This window comes from Rhodobaculum claviforme, from assembly GCF_016653255.1.
GTDB classification, from domain to species: domain Bacteria; phylum Pseudomonadota; class Alphaproteobacteria; order Rhodobacterales; family Rhodobacteraceae; genus Rhodobaculum; species Rhodobaculum claviforme.
The window spans coordinates 22593-43160 of record NZ_NHSD01000302.1 but is presented as its reverse complement, the minus strand read 5'-3'; the positions used below and the strand labels follow the sequence as shown (position 1 = coordinate 43160).

Sequence of the window (20568 nt, the reverse complement as noted above, 5' to 3'; positions counted from 1 at the left end):
CCCCCCTCGCTTGCGATCCATGTGGGCGCCCCGATCACTCCGCCGCCACATCCGGCAGGGTGGTCCAGCGCATCGCCCCGGGGCAAGGATACGCAGGCGCCGGCGCCTGTGTCCAGTGCGCGTCCGCCTCGGTCAGGGCCAGATCGACCCCGTCGACGCTGACGGCGGTCAGCCGCAGCAGCCCGCCGCGCCGGGCCACGGCCCCGGTGCGGGTCACGCGCCGCAACAGCGCGAGGCTGGCAAGCACCATCGCCCCCTGCGCCACACCCTCGACCCCCGAGAGATGCAGCTCCGCCACCCCCTCCGACAGGTGGATGAGCCGCGCCTCGGCCCCCGACACCCCCGGCGCCGCGCCCGCAAGCTCCAGCGCCGCCGCATCATAGGCGAAGCGCAGCACCATGCTGCCCGCCGCCGTGACGCCGCTGACGCGCAAGGCCAGCGCACCGCCGGGCAGCAGGTCGGGATAGATCGCCCCGGGGTGGCGGACCTCTGCGCCAAACAGATCGAGGCTGAGATCGATCGTCGCGTCCGGCGCGGAGGCGGCATCCCGGCCCGCCTCGGCCAGCCGCATCGGCACCGGCGGCGTTGCGGGATCCACAAGCAGCGCCCGACCACCCGGCAGCGGCGCGCAGACATCGGCGCCGTTGATGGCGATCACCTTGATCTGCAACCCGGCCTCGGCCAGCCCGCCGGCGGCCAGCAGCTCCGAGCGCACCGCCAGCGTCAGAAGCTCCAGCACCCCGGAGGGCAGCCCGGTCTGGGTGCGCAGGCTCAGCCGCAGGACGGTCCGGTCGCCGGCCTCGGTGCGGTCGGCGGTCAGGATCGTGTCCTCGGGCACCCGCGACATCGGCTCCACGCCCAGCAGGTCCAATGCCGCCGTCCGCCAGCTGATGTCGATGACGATCTCGCGCACGCCGCCGCGGCTTTCGAAGATCATCGGCAGCCGCGCCAGCATCGCGTCGCCCGCCCCACCGCCGATCCGTTCTGCCTGTCGCCGCGGGCGCGGGGGGCCGCTGCACCTCCGGCGCGGGGGGCGTCGGGGCCGCGGGCGCTTGCACGGTGATCGCGAAGGAGATCTCGTCGCTCAACCCGGTCTCGTCCATGACCCGCAGCGTCACACGGCTGCTGCCCAGCGCCCTCGCGCTGTCGCCGGTGATGGCGCCGGTGCGCGCATCGACGCGGATCCAGTCCGGCCCCTCCAGCAGCTCGAACCGCAGGGCGTCGGCGGGCCCGTCGGGGTCGCTGACCCCGGGCAGGACGCGGATCGGCGTGCCCTGAAGGATCAGCAGGTCGCGGATGCTGTCGAACACGGGCGGGGTGCGCACGGTCACGAGGACGCTGCCGCTGTCGGACAGATCGTCGGGGTCGATCACCCCCACGATCAGGCTATAGGCCCCCGCGGCCCGGGTGCTGTCGCCGGTGATGCGACCGGTGACGGGGTCGATCTCGGCCCAGCCATGGCCGTCCAGCAACGTGAATCGCAGCGCCCCATCCGCGCCGTCGGGGTCGCGCGCCGTGACCTGAAGGTCCAGCGGCGCGCCGGCGATCAGGATCGGCCCGTCCGGCAGGCTCAGCACCGGCGCGGCAAGGACCGTGACCGAGAGGGTCGCGACCGCCGTCAGGCCATCGGCATCGGTCACCAGCACATCGAGGTCGACCGGCCCGAACATATCGCCCGGCGGCGTGCCGGTGATCGCCCCGTCCGGCGCCACCACGATCCACGGATGCGGGGTCGCGGCGGCAAACACCAGCGCGTCGTCGTCGCCATCGGGGTCTGTTGCGGTCGCCCGCAGCGCCAGCGCCTCGCCCGGGCGCAGCCGCACCGGATCGGGCAGGCTCAGCACGGGCCGCAGCCGGTCACGCTCCAGCACCACGAGGGAAAAGGTCACCGTGGCGCTCAGCCCGTCGGGGTCGGTGACGGTCAGGCTCACCGGTGCCGTCGTCGCCGGAGGCTCGGCCGTGCCGAGGATACGGCCCGTGCCCTGCCCCGCGTCACGCTCCAGCACCAGCCAGCCCGGCCCGTCGAGGGCGAAGACCAGATCGCCCGCATCGGTGTCGACGTCGGTCGCGGCGAAGGGGACGGACAGCGCCGTGCCCACGGTCATCACCACATCGCCCAGCGGCGCGAGCACCGGCGCGGCCAGCACCCGCAGCACGAGGCTGCGGCTGGCGGTCAGCCCCTGTGCGTCGGTGACCTGCACCGTCACCGCGAAACGGCCCGAGGCCCCGGCCGGATCACCGGTGATCGCGCCCGTCCCGGCATCGATGGCCAGCCAGTCCGGCCGCGGCCCGACCAGCGCAAAGCGCAGCGCGGCATCGTCGCCATCGGGATCGGTGGCGGTCGCGGTCAGGGCCAGCACCTCGCCCGGGCGCAGCACCACCGCATCCAGCGGATCGAGGAGCGGCGGCTCTGCGTCCAGCACCGCCAGCGCCACGCTCTGGCTGGCGCCGAGCCCGTCGGCGTCGGTCACCGTCAGCGTGATGGTGCCTGCAAAGCCCGCCTGCCCGGTGGCGTCGATCACCAGCCGGCCGGTGCCGGCACCGGCGTCACGCTCCAGCGTTACCCATGGCGGCGCATCCAGAGCGAAGGTGAGGTCGCCGTCGGGCGCATCCGGGTCGGTGGCGGCGATGGGCACCGCGCGGCTTGTGTCCACCTTCACCGCCAGCGGGTCCAGCGGCGCCAGCACCGGCGCGGCCAGCACCCGCACGGCAAAGGACCGCTCCACCGTGAACTCCGCATCGCTGACGGAAACGGTGAAGGCCACAACCCCGTGATCCGTCCGCCCCGGCCATGTCACCACGCCCGTGGCGGGATCGACCGACGCCCCCTCGGGCCCGGAGACCAGCGCGAAGGTCAGCGCGTCGCCCTCGCGGTCGCTGGCCTGCAGCGCGATCTCCAACCCGGTGCCAGGCAGGATCCGGAGGTCCGCCACCGGCGCCAGCACCGGCGGCCGGTTCACCATGGCCACGGTGATCGACAGCGTCGCCGGATCGCTCTGCAGCGCGCCGTCATCGGCGATGAAGCGCGCGCTCAGATCGCCCACGAAATCCGCGGCCGGGGTGAAGCGGAACAGCCCGCCGCCCAGCGGCTCCAACAGGCCCGACCCCGGCGGGGTGAGGATGCGCACCGTCAGCGGATCGCCGTCGGGATCGGAGACGAGGGCGCCCAGATCGACCACGGCCGATGTGCCCTCGTCCAGCACCAGCACGGCATCGCCCGCGACCGGCGGGCGGTTCACCTCCAGCCCCAGCAGGCGCACGGCCTCGACCGCTACGGCGCTGTCGATCCGGCCGAAGCCGATCAGGTCGAAGGCCAGCGTGACCGCCTCGGGCCGCAGGGCGAGGCCGCGCAGATCCACCCGCACCACCAGATCGGCGCCGTCGCGGATCACCTCCACCCCCTCGGCGGCGTGGATCGTGCCGTCCGGCTGGATGTTGAGGATCGCATCGGTGCCCGGCAGCGTGGCGACCGGCCCCAGCAGCGAGGCGAAGTCGTCGCGCCCGAACAGGGCCACCTCGAAGGCGTCGGGCGGGAAGCCCGCCACCGTGTTCAGATCGATGTCGCGCAGGGCGAAGGTCAGCCCCGTCGCCTCGGCCGGCAGCGCGAAGGTCTGGAACAGCCCGGAAATCCGCGCCGCATCCTCGACGATGCGGACGGACCCGTCGCCCTGCTGCACGCGGCCCACCGTCTGCCAGCGGGCATCCGCCGCGCCCAGCGGCACCGCGAAATCGCCGTTGCCGAACGGCGCGCCCGGCTCGGACGAGAAGAGCGACAGCCCGCCCCCGGCCAGGCCCGCGCCATGGGCCGCCGGGACCACCCCGACCGGCGCCGGCGCGGGGCCGAGCAGGCCCGCACCCGGATCGGGCGCGGGGTCGGGGTCGGCTTCGGGGAACACCTGCACATCCCAGGCCGACGGCAGCCGCCGCATGTCGGTGCCGATCACCGCGTTCATCAGCTGCCCCGGATCGCCCATGCCCGGCACGTCGCTGAGCCCGGCTGCGTTGCCCAGCTCGTGCATGAGCACGCTCAGCAGATCGACCCGCCCCGCCGCCGGCCCGTCGGGACCCGCGCGCAGCACATGCGGCACGCCGGTGGCCGCGAACTCCTCCGCCAGGGTCGGGGTGGCATCGACGAACCAGCCATGCCCCTGCGCGGTGGGGTCGATGGTGATGACGCCGTCCCAGTATTCCGCCAGCACGCCCTCGCGCAGCTCACCCAGCACGATCTGCACCGCATCCAGCCGCCCGGCACCGGGCAGCAGGCCGGTGTCGGCCCAGATGCCCACCGCCGCCTCGGCGATCGCGCGCGCCTCCTCCAGCGTGATCGCCTCGGCGCCGGCGCCGGTGGTGGCGATGCTCTGGGGATTGTGCCGGGTCAGCTTGATGTCGTCGATCAGCACCAGCGTGGACAGCCCCGCCGACAGCCCCTGCCCCAGGGCCGCCGCGGCATCATGGACCCCCGGCGCAAGGGTCCGGGTGACAGTGCGCAACAGCGCATCCGCCTCGAACTCCGCCAGGAACGCCTCGTCGGGGCCGGGGGTCTGCAACCCCTTCACCTGCAGCGACACCGACATGATGTTGCCGCGCACCTCGGCGGGCAGATCGAAGCGGAGGGTCTGGCGGGTGAACATCTTCGGCTCGATCGCCACCGTGTCGCGGTGGGTCACGCCGTCGATGCTGTGGAAGGTGACCTCCAGCTCCAGCCTGTTGCCGAAGGCGAAGGGCAACAGCGCGCTGAGTTCCAGATACTCCATGTCCGCCGGCACGAAGAGCCGGTTGTGGGTCACGCGGTCGAGCTGCCCGACCCGGCTGATGCCCTCGGCCACGATGTCGGCGAGCGACATCCGCTGCCCGTCGAAGCGCAGCTCCGCATCGGGCAGCATCCCGCGCACCATCTCCACGATCGCCTGGGTGCCGCCCATCAGCAGGCTGAAATTGGTCGCCGTGACGCCTGCCATCACCGCGTTGATGTCCACGCCCGTGAGCTGCTGGATGATCCGACCGGCGAGGTTGAGGCTCTGCTCGCGGAACCATGTGACCCACTCGCCGATGGCCTCCTTCTTGGCCTCCTTCTCGGTGTCGGTGCCCTGCGGCATCTTCAGCACGTCGATGACCGACTTCGACGGCGGGTCCGCGATGTCGGCGAGGTCGTCGCGCGTTGCCTCGATGACATCGCCGAGGAATTCCAGCGCGTCCTGGATCGACTGCGGCGCAAGGCCGACGGCGCCCGAGAGGCTTTTCTCCCACACCCCGTCGACGAACTTGTCGATGGACCCGAAGAACTCGGCGTCGGTGCCGATTTCGTTGCCCTCGCCGTCCAGCACCTTGCGCCGGCCCTCGGCGTCGGGCGTGCCGAAGCTCAGGCCCTGCTCCTCCATCACCGTCTCGCTGATCGCGTCGCGCAGCTCGTCGATGTCGTTGAGCAGCTCGATCAGGCTCAGCCGGGACAGCTTGTCGCCGAGGCTCTCGAACACCGGCTGCAGCGCCTTGTCGATGAAGAAGTTGAGGACCTCCGACAGCTCCCGCGCGAGGTTGGTGTTGACGAGGAACAGCCCGGTGACGTCGAACCCGCCCTCGAAGAAGGACGGCAGCAGCTCCTGCAGGATGTCGATCGAGAAGGACGTGCTGGGGATATCGAGGCCGCTGATCCCGGTGTGCATGGACCAGCCCGGCAGGCTGTAGTCCATCGGAAAGCGGCCCTGTTCGGGCGGCAGGTCGTCGAGTTCGCCGCCGATCAGCCCCCCCACCAGCCAGCGGACGTATTCCGACAGGGCGTGCCGGGTGCCATGCCCGAAATCGCCGTTGAAGACGGTGGGCACGGCCGGGCCTGCGCGCACCAGGTTCTCGATGTAGCCGACCTTGGTGTTGTCGAAGCTCACCGGGACCCCGCCCCCGGAGGCGGGCCTGAGCGGCAGCCCCCCGCCCACGGCGGAGAAGTAGAAGCCGGTGCCGATCGCCTCGTTCACGACATTCGGCCCGGTGATGTTGGCGAAATAACTGGGGCCGACGAACTGGGCATACCGTCCGTTGCCCAGAGCCACCGGATTGGCACCATACCAGGGCTGGTCGGTCCAGGTCTCCCGGAACACGTTGCCGATGTTCTGCACGAAGCCCATCTCGGGCGAGGAGCCGACGCGGAAGCCCTCGTCGCTGGCGGTGCGCCACACGCCCTCGCCGGCGACGGTGCGGGAATTGACGTCGACGGTGCCGAAATACCAGTTGGTGATGCGGCTGTGCGGCCCGCCGACGCGGTCGTCCTCCAGGAAACCCGGCACCCCGGAGGCGGTGAAGTTCCATTCGATCTGCGGGCTGAAGACCGTATCCGGCATCGGCGTGCCATCCCCCCCGGACGGCAGGGCCGCACCGTCGGGGGTGAAGGTGACGCTGCGCCCGGTCGCCTCGGCCGTGGTCTGGTAGTAGTTGTCGGCAAAGACGACGTTGCTCCAGACATGCACGCCGGGGTCGGAGAAATCGCCATACGGCATGGGCTTGAGCTGGATCCCGGCAAAGCCCGCCAGCTGCACCAGCCGGTCCACCGCATTCTTGATCTTGGTCAGGGTCGTGACGACCTTGAACGCCGGCGGATAGACCACCGAGACCGCCAGTGCGGCGATGCGGGCGCGGTCGATCCACGGCTCGATGAGCTCCGACGGGCTGAAGTTCAGCGAATCCTGGCTGAAATCATGCGGGTCCAGCGTGGTCATCTGGATGACCATGTCCTGGTCGGGGAAATACCACCCCAGGCGCTGGATCATCTCCGAATTGACCACCGTGCCACGGCTGTGGCCGACGAAATGCATCGGGCTGGCGAACACCCGCCCGCCGGTCTGGCGGTCCAGATGGACCAGCGACGCGAAAATCGCATCGGCCGCGGCCTCGGAATAGCCGGTGTCGGAGATGTCGCTCTCCCGATACCAGTCCGAGATCAGCGTCAGCGCCTGGCCATCGGCCAGCGCACCGGCGTCCACCGGGGTGGCGCTGATCTGCCGGCCGCGCCCCCGGGTCGGGTCGAATTCGTGCCACAACCCGGTATTGCGGTTGTAGACCAGCACCTTGCCGCCCCCCGAGGCGGTGTTGATCAGCCGGCCGAGCTCCAGCCACTGCGCCAGCGTGTCCTCGTTCAGCGCCGCGTTGGCCAGATCCGGGAAGGGGTCGAACTGGAAGCCGTGCGTGAGCATGTGCACGGTTGTGAAATGCTCGCTGTGGCGGCGGTCGATGTCCACGGCAAACGAGGTCGAGCGGTAGATCCTGCGCTCGCCCGCCTGCACCTCCACCCCCCAGTAATAGCGCTGCCCGCCGGTCAGAAGCTGGCGCAGTTCCGGCGGCAGGGTGACGCGCACGAAATGCGACGGGTCCGCCGTCCCGGCGGGCAGGTCATCGGCCGACAGCCGTGCGCGGCTGACCGATCCGTTCAGGGCGACGGTGTAGTGATACCCGGATTCGAACGCAAAGCCGCGCGTCAGCGGCAGGGTCAGCGAGGTGAAGATCCGCGTCGGATGCGTGTCGTCCAGATCGGCGGTGGACCCACCGAACCAGCTCGACCGCGGCCGCGGCGGATCGCCGGGGAAGAGGCCCTCGCCCTCGCGCTGGGTGCTCACGAAGAGGTTGAGCCGGAAGGTGCCGCCGCCCACCGCGTCGGGATCGATGCGCACCTCGAAATCCAGTGTCTCGGGCGCGTCCGAATGCACCGTCCGCAGCCCGAGCGGGGCCAGAAGCTCGATCCCCGGCGCATTCTGCACCGACAGGCCGCGGCTCGACCAGGACACGTCGGACGGCGTGCCGAGGATGCTGCGCATGATCTCGGGCTGGCGGAATTCGTTCGTCTGCGTCGGGTGCAGGTCGATGGGCAGGCGCGCGTTCATCGGCGCCCGGCGCCAGGTCTCGCCCAGCCGCGACCGCGATTCCTCGATCCAGGCCTGCACGTCATAGGCCGCCACCGACCCCGCCCCGCGGAACAGCGCAAAAAGCTGCGATCCGTCGGGGGTCAGCGCGATGTGCTGCAGGAACTGCATCGGGATCGGGCTGGAGGCCGATTCCAGCCGCGCCGGGCCATAGCTGACCGATGTGTCGGTGCTCCAGTCCTCGGCCCCCAGCCCGAAGGGGTTGACGATGTAGCCGATGTTGGAGCCTTCGTTGTGGCGCAGCTCGATCTCGTAGGCCATACGCGCGTCCATCGTCAGATAGCGCGACAGCCCCCAGTCGGCGACGAAGGCATGCGACAGGTCGGGCGCGATCGCCAGACCGGAGGCGTTGCGGATGTCGAGGTCATAGCGCTGCCCGGTGAGGGGCGCGTAGCTCTCCAGCCAGATGGTGCCGATGAAGGGCAGCGGCACCGGGATCGGCACATACCGCACGCCGATGATCTCATGGTTGAGCTGCAGCGGCGCGCGGGTGCCGCCGCCGTCCCGCGGCGCCCCCTCCACCGGGGTGCGGATGGTCCAGGCAAAGGCCCCGGGGTCGCGGTTGGTGACCTCGATGGTGCGGAACCCGCCATAGAGATCCCCGCGAGAGACGAAGGCCAGCCGGTCGGGGTCGCTGGTCGCGACGATCTGGAAGGGCTCGCGGCCCGCGTCCCGCTCGCCGATGATCTGCATGTAGGTGCCGCTGGGCGCGGCGCCGCCGGGACGGTCGCCGGGATCGACGTTGACGACGACGATCTTGCCCTGGGTGCGGTCGCCGCGGGCCCAGGAGTTGATCCCGAAGGGCTGCGAATGGGGCACCGTGGCGAACAGCTTGCGCCCGTCGGCCGACACCGCGATCGAGGTGATGCGCCCGTTCATCGCGGCCGGGCTGTCGATGGTGACACCCCCCAGCACCGATTGCAGATAGGTCGAGGACCCCGGCCGCAGGTCGATCTTGTGCAGCGTGCCGGTGCCGGCGGCGAACAGGAAGTTCCCGTCCGGGCTGATCGCCAGCGCCTGTACCCGCCCGCCGGGGATGCGGATGACATCGGGCGGGCCGCCGTCCATGCGCGGGTTGAACTGCCGCAGGGTCATCATGTCCACGACCGCGATTCCGGCCTCGGTGGCGACATAGGCCGCCGACATGTCGGGGGCGATCAGCACGGCCTCGGGCACGCCGCGGATCGCCGCGCCGCCCGCGCTCAGCGGCAGGTTCAGGATCATGTCGGCGGTTTCGTCGGGGCTGCCCAGCCCCAGCCCGATCAGATCGAGGATCTGCAGCGAGGCCTGATCGCCCAGCCGGCCGCCAACGGCGCCATAGCCGCGGTCGTTGCTGACCCGGATCGGGTTGGAGCGCAGCACCGACGCCCCCTCGGGCCAGGCGAGCGGCGAGGTGCCGGCCGGCACCGCGCCCGGGTTCGGCCGCTCGAAATAGATGTCGGCCCGCGCGGCGAGGATGTCGGTGGGGATCTCCACCCTGAAGCTCGCCCGGCCGTCGGCGTCGGGCTCCTGCGGGTCGATGAAGGCGCTGCCGGGCACGATCCGGCGGAAGCTGCCCATCTCGAACACCACGCGGGTCTCCGCCAGGGTGGCGCCGGCGACCGCGCCGGCCGCACCCGCCGGCGTCACCATGTTCAGCCCCGAGATCTCCAGCGTGGTGACGCCGGCGCCATCGGTGGTCGCCTCGGCCGAGATCTGCGGGGCGGAGCCGACGGTCGGGCCGGGCGGCACGTCAGGCAGGTTCACCCGGACGTTGTAGCGCCCGGCGGCGCCGGTGGGCGTGAGGATCTGCGTCTCGTTCAGGGTGGTGCCGTCGCGATAGGTCTGCCAGGCCTTCATCTCCTGGACGCGGTCGTTGACCACCATGGCGATGCCGGTCATCACCGTGCCAAACGCCACCGTCAGCCCCAGAAGCCCGCCCGCGGCCCCGGCGATGGCCATGGCCGGCAGCATCATCATCGCCGTTGCCGCCAGCGGCGAGGCATAGACGCTCATGAAGTTCATGGGCATCGCGGAACGGGCCACCAGCACGTTGCCGCGGGTGGTCAGGCCGGGGAACGGGGGCGATTCGGTGCGGGCGATGCCGTCGGCGCCCACCGTGCCGGTGTCGATGATGGTCCAGACCTTGCCGAACTCGCCGTCCGTCAGCTCGGTATAGTCGATCTCGACGAAGAAATAGACCGTCTCGCCGGGCGCGGCGCTGCCGTTCACGGGGGCTGCGAGCTGCACCGGACCGGTCAGGTCGGCACCGTCGATCTGCAGGGCGGCCCCGGCCACGAACTCGAAATCGGGCGGCACGGGGATCGCCAGCTCCGCCTCGTCCAGCGCGACGATGCCGACCGTCGCATCCCCGCTCAGCTGCCCGGCGCCAAGCGAGACCATGGTCCCGTCGGGGGCCCGCAGCGCGCCGCCTTCGGCCCCCATCGCGGCCGATGTCGCCTCGATCGGCGCGGCCACGGTGACGTCGATCACATCCTCGCCGTGGCTGTAGATGACGGTGACGCGGCTGGTGCCCGCGCCCACCGAGCGGATCAGCCCCGCATCGTCCACGGAGATGACGCCGTCGTCCCCGGCGACGAAGATCACCCCCTCCTCCAGACGCTCGAACTTGTTGCCGCCCAGCAGGGTGACGATCTGCCGGGTGTCGCCGCCGGTGGCCAGTGTCACGCTGCCCGGATAGCCCTCGATCCCCGAGATGTAGGAGGTCAGCGCATCCGCCCCCACCGGCAGCCCGACGCGGACCACGGTCGCATCCGCCAGCCCGTCGCGCCGGGCGATCAGCGCCGTGGCGCCGTCGCCGGTCGCCTGCAACAGCCCCTGCGGGGTCAGCCGCGCGACCGTCGGGTCCAGCGTGCCGACGGTGACGTAATCGAACGGCAGCACCACATCGGCCAGATCGGCGTACTGGCCGATGACCTCCACCCCGGCGAACATCCCGGCGGCGTCGAAATGATAGGCGCGATAGGTCAGGTCCACCGACAGGAGCGGCGCATCCGACACCGTGATGTCGAGCGCGATGGGATCGCTGGCCGCATACCCGTCATCGGCCATCAGCGTGACCGCGCCCGCGCCGGCAAAGCCCGCGTCGGGCCGGATCTCCACCGACTGCCCGTCCGAGGTCAGCCGCGCCGTCACATTCTCCGCCCCCAGGATGCGGAAGAACATCCGGTCGCCGTCGGGATCGACCGCGATGTCGGTCAGCGGGATGCGCACCGCCCGGTCCACATGGGTCAGCAGGTCGGGCAGCGCCGCCACCGCCTGTGGCGGGGCGTTCTGCACCACCCCATGGTTGACATTCAGCAGCTGCCGGTCGGTCGCGTCCACCGCCCCGTCGCCGGTGATGTCGGCACCCGGCCCGCCGGCCGACAGCAGCGCGCTGTCGAGGCCGTCGACCCGCCCGTCCCCGTTCAGATCCCCCGCGAGGCCGACGGTCATCGTCGCCGCATCCCCCGCCGGCAGGTCCAGCCGATAGAGCCCGGGCCGGGTGACGGCAAAGATCGCCACCGCCTGCCCGCCGGTCTGCTGCAGCGACACCAGCGCCGCGCCCTCCAGCACCGGCACGGCCCCGGCATCGTCCAGCGCCACCCGCAGCATCAGCCGCCCGCCGGCCGCGGCGCGCACCTCGCTGTCGCGCAGCGTCAGCGCAAGGCTGCGCGGCCCGCTGTCGGCCGGGATGTCGATGGCGCGGCCGGTGAAGGCGGTGATGCCGCCCAGATCCTCCACCACCGGCCGCACCGAGACCGCCCCGCCGCCATAGCCCACCGCGGTCCCGGCCCCGCCCACATCCACCGACAGGCTCAGGCGGCCCTGGGCATCGTAGCCGTGGCGCGTGCCCGAGCCGTCCTGCAGCTGGCGCACGATGGCAAGCCGCCCCTCGGCGTCATAGATATAGAGGACCGTGGTGCCGTCCGGCGCGGTGGCGCGGGTGATCCGCCCGGCGCTGTCGCGCTGGAAGCTCAGCACCGCGCCGCCCTCGGCGGTTATGCCGCTCGCGCCCACAAAGAGCCGACCATCGGCGCTGCGGATCTCGCGCAGGCGGCCGTCGGCGCCATGGACATGCGCGGTGCCGTCGGGGGCCGTCAGAACGAAGGGCGCCTCGCCCCCAAGGAAGGGATCGGTGACGTTGAACGGCGTGCCGTCCGAGACGACGTGGAACCGCCCGGCCGACAGCCGCAGCAGCGCCTCGCCCGTCTGCAGCGTCCAGCCATCCTGGTCGGCCACCCAGGCGGGGCGGAAGAATGTCTGCCCGGCCACCGTCTCCGGCTCGGGCGCGAAGGTGAAACCCAGCCGCGTGCCGTCGGCGGCGGTCATGTAGAGCCGCTCGCCCACCGCCATGGCCGGCCAGATGCCGCGGCTGGCATCGAAGCGCGCCACGCCCAGCGCCAGCTGCGCGTCAAACCCGGCCGAGAAGCTGCCGAAATCGGCGGCCGCGGGCGTCAGGCTGTCGTGCCGCCGGGTCAGGTCGAAGGGCACGCCGCCCAGGGTGAGCGACAGGTCGGTGCGGACCTCCACATGGCGGGCCGCCTTGTCGGCGCCGTTGACCTCGATGCGGGTGTCGGTGCGGGTCTCGCGCCCGCCCATGTCGCGCGCCACCAGCCGCAGCTGGTAAAACCCGTTGAGGAGCGCGCGCGTGTCCAGATCGCCCAGAGCGCCGTTCAGCGTCCCCTCGCCCTCGCCCAGAACCGCCAGCAGCCGGTTGCCGGTGACATCGCGCAGCTCCAGCCGCCAGAAATCGAGGTTGGCATCGGCCACCAGCCCCGACACCGCCACCACCCCCGACAGCTGCCCGGCCAGCGGCCCCGCGTCGAGGCCCAGCACAGGTGCCAGCCGGTCGGCGGGATCGCGCACCTTCAGCGGCAACTCCGTCTCGCCCACCAGCCCGTCGGCGTCGGTGGCAACCGCGCGCAGCATGATCCGGCCCGGCGCCGCGGGGGTGATCCGCGCCCGGTTGAAGCCGTCCAGCGCCAGTTCCTGCCCATCGGCAAAGACCCGCACCCCGGCGATGTCGGCCAGGCTGTCGGCCACCACCTGCACCAGCACCTCCTGCCCCGGTCGGGCCGGGAAGCTGGGCGTGAGTTCCAGCCGCACGCTCGGCGCCACCGGCTCCAGCGTGGCGCGCATCAGGATCGTCTGGCGCCCCGTCGCCGTCCCGTCCGAGGCGATGAAGGTGACGTAGTAATCCCCGGCCTGCCCCGGGCCGGGGGTCCAGCGCACCACCCCCGTGGCGGCATCCAGCACCGCCCCCTCGGGCAGGTCCAGCACGCTGAAGGTGATCGCATCGCCGTCGGGATCGCCGGCCTCCAGCGTGAAGCTGCGCGCCTCGCCGATCAGGAAGCCGCGGTCCGAGGCGCTCAGCACCGGCGCGCGGTTGACCTTGGCCACCGACACGGTGACGTCGAGGAAGCTCACCGCGCCATGCGGGTCCTGCGCGGCGAAGCGGATGACATGCGCGCCCGACTGCCCGAACCCGGGGGTCCACACGAACTCCCCCCGGCTGGGCGAGAATCCGCCCCCCTCGGGCATGCCCGACACCACCGACAGCGACACCGGATCGCCGTCGGGATCGTCGGCGAAGACGGTGAAGGCGATCTCCTGCCGCTCGCGGCCCAGCTGGGTGAACATCGGCACGAAGACCGGCGCGCGGTTCACGCTGGCGACCTCGATCACCACGCTCTCGCTGCTGGTTGCCGCGCCGTCGCTGACCGCCACGGTGAAGGTGAAGGCCCCGGCCTGCACCGCCGTCGGCGTCCATTCGAACCGCCCCGTCGCCCGGTCGAAGCGCGCCCCCGGCGGCAGATCGCCGGCGGCAAATGTCAGCGCATCGCCGTCGGGATCGACGGCGCCGAAGTCATGGACCAGCGTCTCCTCGATGGTGGCCTGCAGCGTGCCGATGGGATCGAGCACTGGCGCCGCGTTCGACGCGCGCACCGTCAGCCCGAAGGCCAGTTCGGTGGTGGCCGGCGCCGTCAGCCCGCCGGCGCCGGTATCGGTGGCGCGGACGGTGGCGGTGTAGCTGCCGATCTCGGCGGCGGTGGGCGTCCAGACCAGCTGCGCCCGGCCATAGACCAGCGGATCGGCGGTCAGCACCGCACCGACCGGCAGACCGTCCAGGCCGAAGCCCAGCGCGTCCTGATCCAGGTCCGACGCGCGCAGTTCGAGCACCAGCGGCTGGCCTGCCACCGCGACCACATCGCCCTGATGGCGCCACTGCGGCGGCTCGTTGTCGGCCTCCACCTCGATCACGAAGGTATAGGCATCGCCGCGCACCGTGCCCTGGCTGCCGCCGTCGTCATGGGCGATCAGGATCAGCGCATGCGCCCCCCGGTCGCCGACCCCGGGCGCCAGCCGGATCAACCCGGTGCCGTCGCCGTTGTCGGTGAAGCCCACGAAATCCGGCAGCGGCATGCCCGGGCTCTCGTTGCGCAGGATCAGCGTCAGCGGGTCGCCGTCAGGATCGAAGGCCGACACCGGCACCTCGCGCACATCGCCGCGGGCCAGGGTGATCGTGTCCACCGGCGCCAGCACCGGCGCGAGGTTGAACGGCAGCACCTCGATCACCACGGTGTCCTCGACGGCGATGGGCGTGCCGGTGGGGCCGCCGTCGTCGGTGGCGCGGAAGCGGATCTCGTAGGTGCCTGCGGCGCTGGCCCCGGGCGTCCAGCTCAGCAGCCAAGCCTCGGTGTCGAACGTCGCCCCCGGCGGCAGGTCGCCCACCACCTCCACCGCGACGGTGCGCGGCGCCTCCTCGGCCTCGATCAGGCTGCCGTCGGCGAGACGCGCGGGCGGGACGTAGAAGGGGTTGTCCGGGTCGAAGGCAAAGACCCGGAGCGACATCTCCTGCCCCTCATGGACCCTCAGGCCGGAGAAATCGTCGAACACCGGCGCGCCGTTGTCCGGCAGCACCTCGATCACGGTGCGGGCCAGGGCCACCCCCGCCCCGTCCGACACGCCGAACAGGATCTCGTAGGTGCCCGCCTGGATGTGGGTCGGCGTCCAGTCGAAGGTGCCGGTGGCGGCGTTCAGCCTGGCCCCCCAGGGCAGCGAGTTGTTGAACGCACCGAAGCTCAGCGGCGCGCCCGGCTCGGCCTCGGCCAGCAGGTCGAGCCGGATGCGCTCCCCCTCGCGGATCGTCACGCTGGCGGGGACGCTCAGGCTTGCCGGGCGCGTCGCCTCGGCGACACGGATGAGGATGTCGGAGGCCACGGTGCGGGTGCCGTCGCTCATCCGCACGGTGACGGTGTAGCTGCCGGCCTGGTCATGGTCGGGCCGCCAGGTCAGCAGCCGCGCGGACGGGTCCCAGGCGGCCCCGCCGGGCAGGCCGTCGATCCACATCGACAGATCGTCGCCATCCGGGTCGGTGGCCACCACCTGCAGCTCCACCAGCCCGCCCTCGCGCACCGAGACCTCGCTGGGCAGGCCCACGAAGACGGGCGCGCGGTTGCCGCCCTCCACCTGCAGCACGAAGCTCTGCACCGACACCGCGCCGCGCGGGTCGAAGGCCTGCACCACCACCGGCACGGCGTCGCGCACCCCCTCGGGCGGGGTCCAGTGCCCCTCGCCCGTCGCGGGGTCGAGCACCATGCCCGCGGGGCCGCTGAGCAGGTGATAGAGCACCACGCCGCCGTCGGGGTCCTCGGCCGCGACGGCAAAGGCCAGGTCCTCGCCGATGGCGGCCACATCCGGCGGGGTCGAGACGAACACCGGCGCGCGGTTGGCCGATTGCGTGCCCACCACGCCGGTGGTGTAGACCAGCCGCTGCCGGTCGGGCGTGACGATGGCGACGGTCTGGCCGGTGGTGGCCGCCCCCGGCGCCAGCCGCCCGTCGGCGGGCAGCGCGCCCGACAGGTCGATCAGCCACAGCCCCTCGTCGTCCTGCATCGCGTCCTGCGGCAACCCGGCGAACCCCGCCGCGGCGCCGATGGTCATCATCGCCGGCAGGACGACCGCCGCATCAGACAGGTTGGTGACCGTCACCTCGTAGCGGATCGTCCCGGTGGCACGGTCGAAGCGCGTGCCGGTGAAGGTGATGTCGAGCACCGTCGACAGGTCGCTGATGCCGCGGAACCCGACGACGTGATCCTCGGCCATGCGCAGGCCGTTGTTCGACGTCACCGACCGCTTCACCGTCAGGCTGTAGTCGTCGGGCAGGAGGCCCGGGAGCTTGACCAGCACGGTCCGCGTTTCGACGTCATAGGCCAGCTGCGTCGGCGTCACGACCCCGACCGCCGCCCCTTCGAGCACATAATTGGCGGGGTTCAGCACCGAGGCGGCGCTGCCGGGACTGCCGAAGAACATGTCCTGGTCGAACTGCACCGTCAGCACCGGCAGCGGCAGCGGCACCACCGCATCCGCCGGCGGGTTGGTGGCGCGGACGCTGGGCGCATAGGCCGGCGCGATCAGATCGACCTGGCCCGACTGGCTCAGCAGCACGCGCCCGTCGGCGGTGGCGAACACCACGTCGCCCCGGCTGCCGCCGAGGGCGATGTCGATGCGCCGCAGCGTGGCCAGATCCACCATCGTCAGCGCCGAGCCTTCGGCAAACGCGCCCGTGCGCCCCACCGCCCCGGTGTTCGCCGACACGAAAAGGAGATCCTCCAGCACCGTGCCGGCCTGGCCAAAGGCGAGGCTGTCCACCAGCGCGTCGAAGGTGAACATCGCCTCGGCGCGCTGCCGGTCGGTGAAGCGCACGACCTGCGTGCGGTCGGGCCAGGTCACCGCCCACAGATCGCCGTAGGCGTCGAAGGCGAGGCTGCCGACCCGCAGGTTCTCGTCCCGGCTCCACTGCACGAAGGCCCCGGTGACGGGGTCGAAGGTGCGGATGCCCGAATTGCTGCCCAGATAGAGAAGCCCCGTCGCCTCCTCCCACGCGAGGCCCAGGGTGATGCCCTCTCCGTGCCGGGCCAGGATCGCCCCGGTGTCGGGGTCGATCTCCAGCAGCGCGCCGCCGCCGGTGGTGGCCCACAACCGGCCCTCGCCATCCCGCAGCATGTGAAAGATCGGCACCTCATGCTCGACCAGCAGCGTGTCGCGGCTGGCCTCGCCGCCCTCCGGACCGAAGACGTGGATCTGCCCGCGGTTCGCCCCGCCGGAGACGAGGATGCGCCCGTCGGCCAGCTCGACGATGGCCATGGGGCCGATGCCCCCCTGCGAGCCCTCGATCCCGGTGGCAAAGGCCGACCCGGTGAAGGGGCTCAGCACGCTGGCGAATTCCGACGGGCGGCTGAGCGGGTCGGCCGCGGGCACCCGCGCCTCGGCCAGATCGAACAGCAGGTTGGGCGAGGGGGTGTCCACCGGCGCCGGCGGCTGGCCGAAGTTGGGCGGGGTCGAGGCCTCCACCGTCGCCGGGGCGCCAAGGTTCACCGGCTGGCCGTCGGCCGCCACCGCCGAGCCGTCGCGCGGCCGCTCCACATTGCCCGACACATCCGTGGCGATGGCGAGGAACTCATAGCTCCTGCCCGCCTGCCCCTCGAAGATCCGGGTGCCGCCGGCATCGGCGATGCGCCGCTCCCAGATGCGGAAATCGCCGCCGTCCTCGGCCACATACAGCGTGACATGGCGCACGCCCGACCCGCCGGCGTCGTCCTGCGCGTTCCAGCGCAGTTCATGGCTGTCGGTGCCGGCGATGCGGATCACCGTCAGCGTGGTCTGCGGCGCCGCGCCGTCGACCATCTGGACCAGCTCCAGCGTGTCCTCGGGCAACAGCGTGTCGAACAGCACCCGGGCGGAACTGCTGATCTGCGTGCCGGTGGGCAGGTCGGTGCGCGGCCGCACCGTGTAGCTGACGAAGCCCGCGCCGTTCTGTCCGCCTGCATTCGGCGGCAACAGCCCCCGCGTGGTCGAGCGCAGCTCCTCGCCGGTCAGCGGGTCGATGGCCTGCACCACCCAGCGCACCGCGGCCGGGTCCTGGAACAGGTCGACCCCGGCCGACACCCGCACCACGAAGCCCAGCGTGTCGGTGAAATCCACCTCCTCCTCGTGGAACCACCGCCCCTGCGGCACCCGGATCGAGATGTCGCCGATGCGGATGTCGCCCAGCTCCAGCGACCGCGCGTCGAGGTCGGGATCGAGCCGGGTGGCGACCTCCACCCGGTTGGCCCAGACGCCCGACTGCCCGTCGTTCTCGAAGCGGATGGTATAGGGCAGCCGCTCGCTCGCCGGCAGCCAGCCCTCGGTGTCGAAGGTCTGCGGCCCAGCCAGCGAGGCCAGCCGCCCGGCGTTGGCCGGATCGGCGAAATAGTCCGAGAAGTCGAGCGCCACGAACTCCTGCGCGTCGATCGAGGCCGGCCCGCCCATGAAATCCGCCGGCAGCGCCGCGCCCCGGTTCTCGAACGGCACCCAGGGCACGAAGATGCGCACCGCCTCCCAATGGGTGCGGTTGGTCAGGCCGAGGTCGTAGTCCTCGAACACCGGCAGCCGGGGCACGGGGATCTCGCCCTCCGGGCACTCGCCACCGCCACGGGTTTCCCAGAACTCAATGTCGGCCATCAGGCGCGCGTCATGGCCATACCAGCCGCGAAGCTGCTCGAAGAACTCCAGCACGCTGGCGGTCGAGCGGATCTCCGCGCCGGCGCGCTCGAACAGGATGCCCGAGGCCAGAGCCGACATCAGCGACATGATCTTCGGGTTGAGCCGGACCGGCGGCACCGCGTCGGCATCGCGCAGGATGCCGGCCTGCTCCAGCCCGGCCAGATACAGGTTCACCCAGGACTCAGGATCCCCGGCAATCGCCACCAGCGCCGAGGGCGCATCGGTATCCGCCAGGATCGCCTCGCGCAGCGACAGCGCCTCGGCCCGCTGGAACGCCACGAATTCCTCGCGCGTCATCGAGGTGGCGGCGGCGAAGATGTGGAACCGGAACGGGATGAACGGGATCTCACACTTGCCCGGCACCGCGGCGTTCCTGTCGTAGAGCTCCTCGAACGGGAAGGCGGCCATGGCCGCGCCCAGCGCCGGATTGATCTCGTTGGCCTGGGCGACCACGGCGTCATACCACGCGCCGATGCCGCCGGGGCCATCGGCCAGCAGCCCGTCGAGGTCCGGCAGCACCCGCGCCATGCGCGCACGGAAGGCGTCGAACGCCTCGTCGTGCAGCTCGCGCAGGCCGGGATAGGTGGCCACGTTGAACGAAAACCCCGAGAAGCCGTCGGCCGGGGTGTCGAACACGAAGCCCGACGCGGTGTTCTGCCCGTCGGTGTTGACGATGCTCTCCAGCCCCGCCCAGAACACATCGGCGTTGGGCCCGTCCGCGGCCCCGTCCGGCGTGCCACGCACATTGGTGAAGAACTCCAGGAACGGCAGGCCATAGACGAAGGGGTTGAAGTGCAGCTCCGGCGTGCCGACCTGGAAATGCGTGTAGGGCGCATCGAGGTTGTGCAGGTTCTGGAAGGCGACGGAGTAGATCTCGCCCTCGCCCGCGAGGATCACCCGCGGCCCGCCGATGCCGATGGTGACGTCCCCCTCGATGGCGCGCTCCACCAGGAAGCGATAGGGCAGGATCGCCTGATCGCCATTCGGATTGGTCACGACCACGTCGTACAGGCCGCGCTCGGCGCCGGTGAGGTCGAAGATCGCAATGATGCGCGTGGAATCGACCACCTGCCAGTTGACGGGGGCGAATTCGTCGATCCCCGGCCGCATCAGCCGCACGGTGGCGCCGGGCTGGAACTGCGCGCCCTCGATGGTGGTGGTGACATACCGCGCGTCGCCGCCGCGGTCGGTGCGCACGTCGCTGACCTGCATCGGCAGCAACTCGGCCATCACCGTGATGTCGGCCCCGTCCGCCGGCCCCGAGAAGTTGCGCACCGAGATGTAGTAGGTCCCCGGCCGCGTGTCCGGCACCAGCGCCGTCAGGCTGGACGACACCGGCCCGCGATAGGTCGCGTCGAAGGCGTTGGGCGTCGGCAGCGCATCGTGGCGCACGAAGATCTCGTTCGACTGCCCCGGCTCGGAGGAGGTCAGCGTCACCCGCATCGTCTCGCCCGGCGGCACGGTGATGCGCCACAGCCGTTCCTGCCGCTCGCCCAGGGTCACGGTGAGCGGGGTGTCGAAGAGCATCTCCTCCACCGCCACCGACAGCGTATCGGCCGAGGCGCGGGTGTTGTTGACGAGGTTGTCCTCGAACACCTGGTTGAAGATGTCGGTGCGCACGATCACCCGGTATTGCCCCGGCGTCATCGCCGGCATGGTGGTCGTGAGCTGCATCTCGCGGCTCTGGCCGGGCAGCAGCGGGCCCGAGGCCTGCACCCGGCCCAGCGGCCGGTCGCCCAGATCCCAGCTGCCGTCGGTGGAAAGGAACACGCTGTCCGACCACACGCCCAGCACCGGCTCGTCCGAGACGTTCTCGACCGTCCAGCGCAGGGTGATCTCGTCGCCCGCGCTGGCGTTGGGGGGAATGACGATCTCGCCCACCACCAGATCGGCCGGCGGCGGCATCTCGAAGATGACGGGCAGCGCGGTGCGGGTGGCGTTGTCGTCCTCGTTGGCGCCTTCGAACACGGCGCCGCGGGGGCCGGGCCGCTGCGGGTCGGTGACGACAAAGAGGTAATAGGCGTCGGTCGGCAGGTCGCCCGGCGCGATCAGCGTGCGGGTGACGGTGTAGCTTTCGCCGGCGCCCAGCCCGTCGCGGTGGGTGTGCTGCGCGACATAGCGGTCGGCGCGCAGGTCCAGA

2 protein-coding genes (1 of these 2 cut by a window edge) are annotated in these 20568 nt (G+C 71.5%); both read right to left on the bottom strand.

Going from position 1 to position 20568, the window contains the following annotated elements; translation table 11 throughout:
• Window positions 1–34 precede the first annotated feature (34 nt).
• The gene (locus CCR87_RS13995) at window positions 35–400 is read right to left on the bottom strand and encodes a hypothetical protein (RefSeq protein ID WP_201158156.1); all 366 of its coding nucleotides are present in this window, start codon (window positions 398–400) and stop codon (window positions 35–37) included.
• Window positions 378–20568, bottom strand: partial view of a putative Ig domain-containing protein gene (locus CCR87_RS13990; protein WP_207186649.1) — the 3' portion only. The gene runs 17204 nt beyond the window's last position; only the last 20191 of its 37395 coding nucleotides appear in the window; its start codon lies off the right edge, out of view; its stop codon occupies window positions 378–380. Before CCR87_RS13990 ends, CCR87_RS13995 begins: the two co-directional genes overlap by 23 nt.